At 64.7% G+C, this 8,083-nt stretch carries 7 protein-coding genes; 1 reads left to right on the top strand and 6 read right to left on the bottom strand.

Translation table 11 applies throughout. The features are described from left to right. Positions 1–102: 102 nt before the first annotated feature. The 5 genes from bchO to bchI all read right to left on the bottom strand — a co-directional run bounded on the left by bchO (position 103) and on the right by bchI (position 4,887). Entirely contained in the window at positions 103–990 is an 888-nt protein-coding gene (gene bchO / locus G3480_RS16220; protein WP_164654939.1) for an alpha/beta fold hydrolase BchO, read from the bottom strand. A gap of 341 nt (positions 991–1,331) precedes the next feature. Beyond that, positions 1,332–1,565: a HEPN domain-containing protein gene (locus G3480_RS16215; protein WP_164654938.1), complete on the bottom strand. Its 234-nt coding sequence runs from the start codon at positions 1,563–1,565 to the stop codon at positions 1,332–1,334. Continuing rightward, entirely contained in the window at positions 1,562–1,876 is a 315-nt protein-coding gene (locus tag G3480_RS16210; protein WP_164654937.1) for a nucleotidyltransferase domain-containing protein, read from the bottom strand. The genes G3480_RS16215 and G3480_RS16210 overlap by 4 nt, the downstream gene beginning before the upstream one ends. A 168-nt stretch (positions 1,877–2,044) precedes the next feature. Beyond that, positions 2,045–3,862: a magnesium chelatase subunit D gene (locus G3480_RS16205; protein WP_164654936.1), complete on the bottom strand. Its 1,818-nt coding sequence runs from the start codon at positions 3,860–3,862 to the stop codon at positions 2,045–2,047. Continuing rightward, a complete protein-coding gene (gene bchI, locus G3480_RS16200) occupies positions 3,859–4,887 on the bottom strand; it encodes a magnesium chelatase ATPase subunit I (protein ID WP_164654935.1) in 1,029 nt (342 codons plus the stop codon). The genes G3480_RS16205 and bchI overlap by 4 nt, the downstream gene beginning before the upstream one ends. Before the next feature lie 1,098 nt (positions 4,888–5,985). On the opposite strand from bchI, the gene G3480_RS16195 reads away from it, so the two are divergent. After that, positions 5,986–7,257 (top strand): Coenzyme F420 hydrogenase/dehydrogenase, beta subunit C-terminal domain, encoded by a 1,272-nt coding sequence (locus G3480_RS16195; RefSeq protein WP_164654934.1) that lies wholly within the window; start codon positions 5,986–5,988, stop codon positions 7,255–7,257. A gap of 107 nt (positions 7,258–7,364) precedes the next feature. Here G3480_RS16195 and G3480_RS16190 read toward each other — a convergent pair whose 3' ends face one another. After that, positions 7,365–7,721: a hypothetical protein gene (locus tag G3480_RS16190; RefSeq protein WP_164654933.1), complete on the bottom strand. Its 357-nt coding sequence runs from the start codon at positions 7,719–7,721 to the stop codon at positions 7,365–7,367. Between the last annotated feature and the right edge of the window lie 362 nt (positions 7,722–8,083).

The raw sequence follows: 8,083 nt of genomic DNA, 5'->3' as shown, positions 1-8,083 counted from the left end.
CTAAGAAAGTGTCCATCAACAACTTCCCCCCTTTCGCAAAGGGGGGCTCGGGGGGATTTCGGGCGGCATCGCTCGCAGCGGGAAATCATTGATGGGCGCTCTCTAAGTCAGTACACCCACCCGAGAGGCGACGCGGCAAACGATCTCCGCGACCTCACGCGGACGCTCCTCATGGGCCAAATGCCCTAGCCCGGGCAACTGCGTCAGCTCGGCGCTCGGCAGCAGTTGCTGGCGAACCCGATGCGCCTCGCGCGGCGAGACCGTGGAATCGGCCTCACCCACGACCAGGAACAGCGGCACCTCGAGCCGAGGCAGGCCCTCCTCGATCAGTGTCAGGTCCCAATTCGCCATCATGGACAGGGATGCGCGAACGTGCGCGGGTGAGCGGGTCAAGCGCTGATAGAGATCCACGCCCCGCGGCTCCAAGGTCGAGCCCGTGCTATCCACAAGCCGTTGGATGACTTTTCGGTTCATCGCACGCAGGGCGAAGAGCCGAGAAACCAGGGAGTTCTTGGCAAACAACTTGGCGGCGGGCGAAAAGATATGGCCCGGCAGCCCACGCCAGGGCATAAGCGCGCCATTGAGACTAATCAGCCCGCGCGGCGCCAAACGCCCCTCGAGGCAGGCGCGAATCAGAATCGCCGCGCCGGCCGAGTGCCCCAACACCAGGTCAGGCTTGACACCCAAGAACTCCACCAACTCAGCGACGTAACCGGCCATCCCCGGCAAGGACATGCTGTCGTAAGGCGGCGGTGTGGTGAACCCGTGCCCCGGCAGGTCGGGCGCGATCACTCGGAAGTGCTCGGCGAGGATGGGCGCAAAGTCCCGCCAGGAATGCGTGGCCGCACCCGTCCCATGCAGCATCAGCAGCACCGGCCCCTGCCCCATCTCCTGGACATGCCAGCGCATGCCGGCGGCGGAGACGAAACGGCTCGACGCGCGGTTCGGCCAATCGCGGCCGTCCCGCTCCCAGCTGAGTCCATCATCCATGGCGATCACACATAAGCGAGCAAGATAGACCTAATCCCCCACCAAGGCTTCGCAAAATGCTACGAAGCCCTCGGCATCCCTCAAGAGCACAACGGCTGAGTCCGGCAAATCCTCATAGACCACACCATAGTCCGACCTCAGACGGAGGTCTTCCGCACGATTCAAGGCCCGCCCCTGAAGGCGCGCCGCCTCCCCTAGGAGCCTGTCCGACTTGGGGGGATCGAAGCGAGGAAGTGGGAGAGCGAGGCCATTTCGTTCCGGTTTTGAGGCGCATAGTGGTTCTATGTAACGAAAAAGCGGGGCGAAAGGGACCGTTCTCCCGATTCCGCAGCCGATTCATCCTAAGTCGGACAGGCTCCTAGACCCTTTGCAAGTCGCCCGAATGCACCGATCAGCCCAGTATGGGTGACGACCGCCTGGTCCCGATGCCGCAGCAGAACAGCCGTAGCCCCATGAAACATCGCGTAGTAACAGAGGTGGACCACAGCCTCTGGGGCATCGACCGCACTGAGCTGATGCGCCTGACGCAACAAACGCCGCGCCTTCATCAGATGCTCTGATTCCGTGCTGCTCATAAGGCCACGCCCTCGGCCGCGATTCGATCGAGCAGCAATGGGCTCACGCCAGCACCATCTTCGGAGAGGGCGATCGGATGGATGCTCTCACCGCTCTCGACGATCAAGTCGTAAGCCACATCAGCCAAGCGCAGGGTATCCACGCTCGAGGCCCGCCCGGCAACGAAAACGGCCACGTCCCAATCGGAGCCGGCTCGAGCCTCTCGACGCGCACGCGAGCCGAACAGGACGACACCTCTCACTCGTCCCGGCAATGCCTGCTCGGCCCGCTCCCGAAAACGACGCATAAGCGCAAGATCGACATCAGCCATCGATAATGTCCACCGGGCCCTTGAATGTCATCCACAGAATACCCTGCAATGCCCGTCAGACAGCGCCCAAGCCCGACGTAGGAGGCACAACAATCAAGACACTAGACCAACTCCGATGTTGGGCTTCGCACCTCAGCCCAACCGAGGCGTCGGCCACTCGGCCCGAGTCTATCGCGTCGTCGCCCGCACCGCTTGGTTGAGCGAGGTCGCATCCGCATGCGGCAGCGGCAAATAGACGGCGCCCATCTCCTGCGCGAGGTCACGACCTTCCTGGCGCGGACGCGGCGAGGTGTCGATCATCAGCGACGTGATCTCCAAGGCACGGACGGCGCGAGCCGCTGCGGTCGCCTCTTCTCCCGCACGCGCGCGCCCGCCGGTGCCGTCGCGAGCGACGTTGGCGCGACCGTCGGTCATGAGGATCAGCACGGGGGTGCCGCCACGGCGCTGGATGGAATCGGCCATGAGCATGCCCAGGTCGAGACCCGCCGCCAGCGGTGTGCCGCCGCCACCCGGCAGGCCCGCCAGGCTGCGCTTGGCGCGCACCAAGGACCGGGTCGGTGGCAGCAAAATCTCGGCATCCTTGCCACGGAAGGCGATGAGCGCAACCTTGTCGCGCCGGACATAGCAATCCGCCAGCAGCAGCTCCACCGCGCCCTTGGCCTCCGACAAGCGATGGAGTGCCGATGAGCCCGAGGCGTCCACCATGAAGATGGTCGTGGTCTCGGACTTGTGCTTGAAGCGGGTGATGCGGAAATCGTCCTGACGCACCTCGATGCGGGTCGAGTGCTGACCGACACGGGCACGCTCCTCGCGGCGCAGACGCTGCCAGGGTGCGGCCGCGCGCAAGGTCTCGACGACATTCATCCGCTGCCCGTGACGCGGCTCGCCGCGCAGCACGCCGGCCGGGCGACCACGGGAGGGCGCGTTCTGCATGGCGCCGGCCTTGCCGGTGGCGCGCGATCTTGAGCGACGCAGCTTGCCCATCTGCAGTTGCGCGAGCAGGCCGGCCGGGATGGCCGCCTTGGTCGCCTCCAAGATCTGGTCGTCCAGCTCCTGAGGCTCCTGCTGCTCGTTGGATTGATTCTGGTCTTGATCCTGCTCCTGCTCAGGCTCGGGCGGCGGGGGCTCGTCCGGCGGCGGCTCCATCGGCGGCAGCTGGGTCGCGCGCGGCGCCAGCACCAGACGCCCGGCCACCGCCATGTCTTCGTCCGCCACCTCGGCGCGCTCTTCGAGGGCCGCATGGGCGCGCGCGACGCAGGCCGCGAAGATGGACGCACGCAGCGACGGAATCCCCAAGGCGAGCGCGATACCGCAGAGGGTCTCGATCTGCGCTTCCTCGATGGTCACATCGCGAAGGCGAGTCCGCGCGGCGATGATGTCATCGACGTCATAGTCACAGGCAATGGCCTCATGGACACGGATGTCGCTCAATTCGAGATGGAAGGCGAGCCGATCCAGCAGCGCGTTCAGCAGCCCCTCATCCTCGCCCACACCCTCATCCAAGGCCACGACGGCGAACTTGGACGGCGTGCGCATCGTCAGGCCGTCACGCTCCAGCAGCACCTCGCCGGAATCGAAGGCCATGGTGAGGCGGGCCGCCGTGCCTGGCGCGATACGCTCGGCCATCGCCAGCTCGATAACACCGCCATCGGCCTCGACCAGCAGACCGCGTTCGGCGACCGGACGCCCGGCGCTCAGGGTCGCGGCGAGATCCAACCCGCCGAGCAGCCGCCCATCCGAGACGTGCAGCGGGACACGCCGCATGGGCGTGCCCTCCGGCTGGAGGTCGCGCATGATGCTGAGCCACTGATCACGCACCGGTCCCGGCAAGGCGCGCAGGCAAACGCCGCCCGTCCCCGCTGGGTCGACCGTCATGAGCACGGCCGCGAGGACGGCGTCGTCCCAAGGCGCGGGGCCAGCGCCCGTCGGCTGCTGGACCGGTCCGCTGCCGTCGGCGACGGCGGGGGTCGGGCCTGATCCGCTCATTCGCCGAACTGCTCCTGCAAGGCGCGCTCGACCCGACTGGTGGAACCGGACTCATCCAGGGGATCGCGGCGCAGCCGGTGACGGAGCGCGGAGGTCGCGATGGTCTTGAGGTGCTCGACCGTGACTTCCGTATCCCCTTGCAGCGCGGCCAGGCCGCGCGCGGCGCGAATCAGTGTCAGCTCGCCACGCAGACCATCGGTGCCGAGCCGGATGCAGAGCTTGCCGGCCTCTTCCAGGGTCTTGTCCGGGACCACGACCTCGGGCAGCACCTCGCGGCCCTTTTCGATCAGGCGACGCACCTTGCCGTCCTTGCGCTTCCACTTGGTGACGAAGGCATTGGGATCGCGCTCGAACTCGTCACGCAAGCGCACCACCTTCATGCGGGTCGGCAGATCGCCTGGGGTCTTGACCTCGACCGAGAGACCGAAACGGTCCTGCAGTTGCGGGCGCAACTCGCCCTCTTCCGGGTTGCCCGAGCCGACCAGGACGAAGCGCGCCGGATGGCGGACACTCAGCCCTTCACGCTCGACCAGATTCTCGCCGGAGGCGGCCACGTCGAGCAGGGAGTCGACCAGGTGATCCTCGAGCAGATTGACCTCGTCGATATAGAGGAAGCCGCGGTGCGCACGCGCCAGCAGACCGGGTTCGAAGGCCTTCTCACCCTTCGTCAGCGCCCGCTCCAGATCCAAGGCACCGATGACGCGATCCTCGGTGGCGCCGAGCGGCAGATCGACGACAGGCACCGTCACCTTATAACTCTTGACCTTGCCCCCATGCTTCCGCGTCTCGCGGCAATCGGCGCAGACGGCGTCGTCTCCAGCCTCCGGATCGCAGTGATAGGTGCAATCGGCTGCCTGCATCTTCGGCAGCAGCGCGGCGAGCCCGCGGATGGCGGTGGACTTACCTGTGCCACGATCACCGAAGACGAGCACCCCGCCGATGGACGGATCGATGGCTGCAATCAACAGGGAGCGCTTCATCTCCTCTTGGGCGACGATGGCGGAAAAGGGAAAGGGGATGGGCATACGCGGCGGACCTAGTTGCTGTTATGTTCTTGAGAAGGCACACGAGGGCCAGTGTAGAGAGCGTCCTGCAGGCAGCGCAGCGGCGCGCGGACGCCGTGAATTCGGGATGGCTCGGCCATGCGTGCAGACCGGACCTAGGGCGTTTTGGGCCAAGCCCGCGACCGTAGCGCCCATCAACGACCAAGGTCAAGCCCATCGGGTCAATTCGTTGGAAAATTCCCGCATCGAACCCCTCCCCGGGCGCAGCGGCTCGATCGCCTCATCGTCCTCGCCCGCGGATCACAGCGCACCGGGCTCCGGCTCATGTTGCCCCACCGAGCAGCACCGGAGCCCTCGGCATCCATGACGAGCGCGCAACCTAAGGAAGTATCCATCAACACCCCCCCCCTTTCTCAAAGGGGGGCAGGGGGGATTTCGAGCGGCATCGCTCGCATCGGCAAACAATCGATGGACACTTTCTAAGGAAGTATCCATCAACAACTTCCCCCCTTTCGCAAAGGGGGGCTAGGGGGGATTTCGGGCGGCATCGCTCGCATCGGCAAACAATCTGATGGGCACTTTCTAAGGAAGTATCCATCAACAACTTCCCCCCTTTCGCAAAGGGGGGGCTAGGGGGGATTTCGGGCGGCATCGCTCGCATCGGCAAACAATTGATGGGCACTTTGGCAAGAGTGAGATACCGCGCTAGCGCAAGCACCCCAGCCCAGAGCGACGACGGCCAGGCCGATTTCGCATACCATAGTAATCTGGTGCAATTAACGCAGGCCGCGACTTGTGATCTTGAGGACCCGGGTGGATGCGCGCGGCGAAATCCACCAATGCCGCACCAAGATGAGCCCGGCCAAAACCGCGCCAGTCTTCCCACGCGCCCCCAAGCCCGGCATCCATTTGCATGCCGACACTGCGCATTGAGCGGAGTCGGGGCATTGAGCGGCGTCGGGGCGACCACACCCCTGGCGCACCAGGGATCTCGCCACGCTTGGACGCTCTACAGATAAAGATAACGAAGCCCACCGAGGAGAGCCCGATGAGAGCCACCCTGCCGTTAGCCACACACAAAGAGAAGGGATGCGCCACGCCAGCCGGAGATCGCCCGGCATGAGCGAGCCCGAGATCGAATATTCCGCCAACGGCCCCTCGAAAGGCCTCGACACCATCTCGCTGTTGAGCAGCGACGACCGCCTCAAGGGCCGCCCCCTGCTGTGCAGCGACTGCGGCCTCTGCGACAGCAGCTTGAAAGACCTGATGTCGAAGTCCTGTGTCTTCGTACGCAACCAGACGCAGGAGATCGAGCAACGTCTACACGGCCGCAACCGTCAAGACGGCGATGAGCTGCGCTTCGGCATCTTCCGCGCGCAATATGCCGCCCGCATGCGCCGGCCCAACCCCAAGGCGCAATGGTCCGGCATCGTCACCTCGCTGGGCGCACGCCTGCTGGAAGAAGACAAGGTCGACGCGGTCATCACCACGGGCGCGGCCCCTGGCACCCGCTTCAAGGCCGAGCCCATCCTGGCGCGCACGCCGGAGGAAGTCCGCGCGACGGCCGGCAACAAGCCCTGCCTCTCGCCCAATCTCAACCTGATCGACGCCACCCGCGACCAGAGCATCAAGCGCCTCGCCTTCATCGGCACCAGCTGCCAAGTGCATCAGCTGCGCGCCGTGCAGGACGAACTCGGGCTAGAGAAGCTCTACGTCATCGGCATCCCCTGCAGCGACAACGTGACCTACCCGGATCTGGAGTACTTCCTCAGCCAGATCTCGCGCTCACCCAAGACCGTCATCCATCACGAGTTCATGCAGGACTTCAGCCTCTGGCTGCGTCACGAGGGCGGCAAGGTCGAGCGGGTCAACTATGTCGACTTCCCCATGGACAAGCTGCACGGCATCTTCCCGTCCGCCTGCCTCTCCTGCTTCGACTACCCCAACACCCTCTGCGACCTCACCGTCGGCTACATGGGCGCGGAGCTGGGCTGGCAGTGGCTGCTGGTGCGCACCGAGACCGGCGAGGAACTCCTGGAGATCCTGCGCCCCGACTTGGAATTCACCGAACTGACCGAAGACGGCGACCGCTCGCGCGGCATGCCCCGCTACATGGAGCGCCTGACCCTGCCGCCAGGCGCCAAGCGCCCGCCCTTCCTCATCCGCAAGCTAGTGGCCTACCTGCAGCGCAAGAAAGGCGCCAAGGGACTGGAGTTCGCCCGCGCCATCATCGAAATGAAACTGCTGCGCAACCTCAACTACGTCCGCAGCAAATTCGCCCGCTTCGAATCACGCATAGTGCCCTATCACGTCTACGACGCGCTCGAGCCTTACAGCGAAGCCTACGAGCAACGCTTCGAGCGGCCGCTAACGGCCGCAGAGACCAAATAAGGGTGTAGGGTGGATGAGCGCGAGCGAAATCCACCGAAGCCCGTGTCGGCGTTGGTGGGCCCAGGCTTGCCCATCCGATGCCGACAGGCGCAGGCGCAGGCGGCGGCTCACCACCCGCAAATCGGATGCGTCTCCCAGCGCCGGCAGGTATTGAGGTTACTGATCTCGGCGCAAACGTCCTTCGTGAAACAGCCGCTGGCCGGATCCCAGTTGCAGCGGTTGTTGAGCTGGCAAGTATTGAGGTTGCTTGTCGCCAGGCAGTCTTCGGTGCAAGACAGACCGCGGATGCTGTAGGTGTAGACGTACTCGGCACAGGAGAAGGTCCCCTCCACGATGCAGGTCGCCGAGCGAACCGGCTGCGGCGCAAACTCACCCTGATCATAGCCGTCATCGGGCTGCGCCAAGGCGAGCGCCGGCAGCGCGAGGATGATGAGGGTCATCAGAAGATCTCTGGACTTGCTCACTGGCGTCTCCGAAAATGTGCGCTTGCCGACACTTTTTGCGATGCGCTGCGTCTGGACTTTGAGTGTAGGGAATCCAGGCGGCGGCAGGGGGCGACCCGGGTCACAGAGTCGCAAATCGGCTTACCGGGCAAGCAAGCCACCTGTAAGCCAAAGCGCAAGCCCGTCCCTATCATGCCAACTCGACACAACCCTTGCATGAAGCACCTGACGCTTTACTCACGTCTGATTGAACGTCCCAGGCACTGACTAGGATCTATGGAAGGCACCTATAAAAAGGGCAAGGCAAGCGTAAACCGCGCGGCTGGGTAGAGCGCGTCTCCCATCGCCATCTAAGCTGTTTCGTCGGCACGCTCGACCCGCAT

Origin of the sequence: Thiorhodococcus mannitoliphagus, from assembly GCF_010915725.1 — a bacterium.
In the GTDB taxonomy this organism is placed as follows: Bacteria; Pseudomonadota; Gammaproteobacteria; order Chromatiales; family Chromatiaceae; genus Thiorhodococcus; species Thiorhodococcus mannitoliphagus.
Note: the sequence above shows the minus strand (reverse complement) of the source record. Positions and strands in the feature narration are given on the sequence as shown.

Excerpts from the sequence above, each read along its gene's own strand:
- bchO (WP_164654939.1), bottom strand. The coding sequence starts at position 990 with ATGGATGATGGACTCAGCTGGGAGCGGGACGGCCGCGATTGGCCGAAC.
- G3480_RS16215 (WP_164654938.1), bottom strand. The coding sequence starts at position 1,565 with ATGAGCAGCACGGAATCAGAGCATCTGATGAAGGCGCGGCGTTTGTTG.
- G3480_RS16210 (WP_164654937.1), bottom strand. The coding sequence starts at position 1,876 with ATGGCTGATGTCGATCTTGCGCTTATGCGTCGTTTTCGGGAGCGGGCC.
- G3480_RS16205 (WP_164654936.1), bottom strand. The coding sequence starts at position 3,862 with ATGAGCGGATCAGGCCCGACCCCCGCCGTCGCCGACGGCAGCGGACCG.
- bchI (WP_164654935.1), bottom strand. The coding sequence starts at position 4,887 with ATGCCCATCCCCTTTCCCTTTTCCGCCATCGTCGCCCAAGAGGAGATG.
- G3480_RS16195 (WP_164654934.1), top strand. The coding sequence starts at position 5,986 with ATGAGCGAGCCCGAGATCGAATATTCCGCCAACGGCCCCTCGAAAGGC.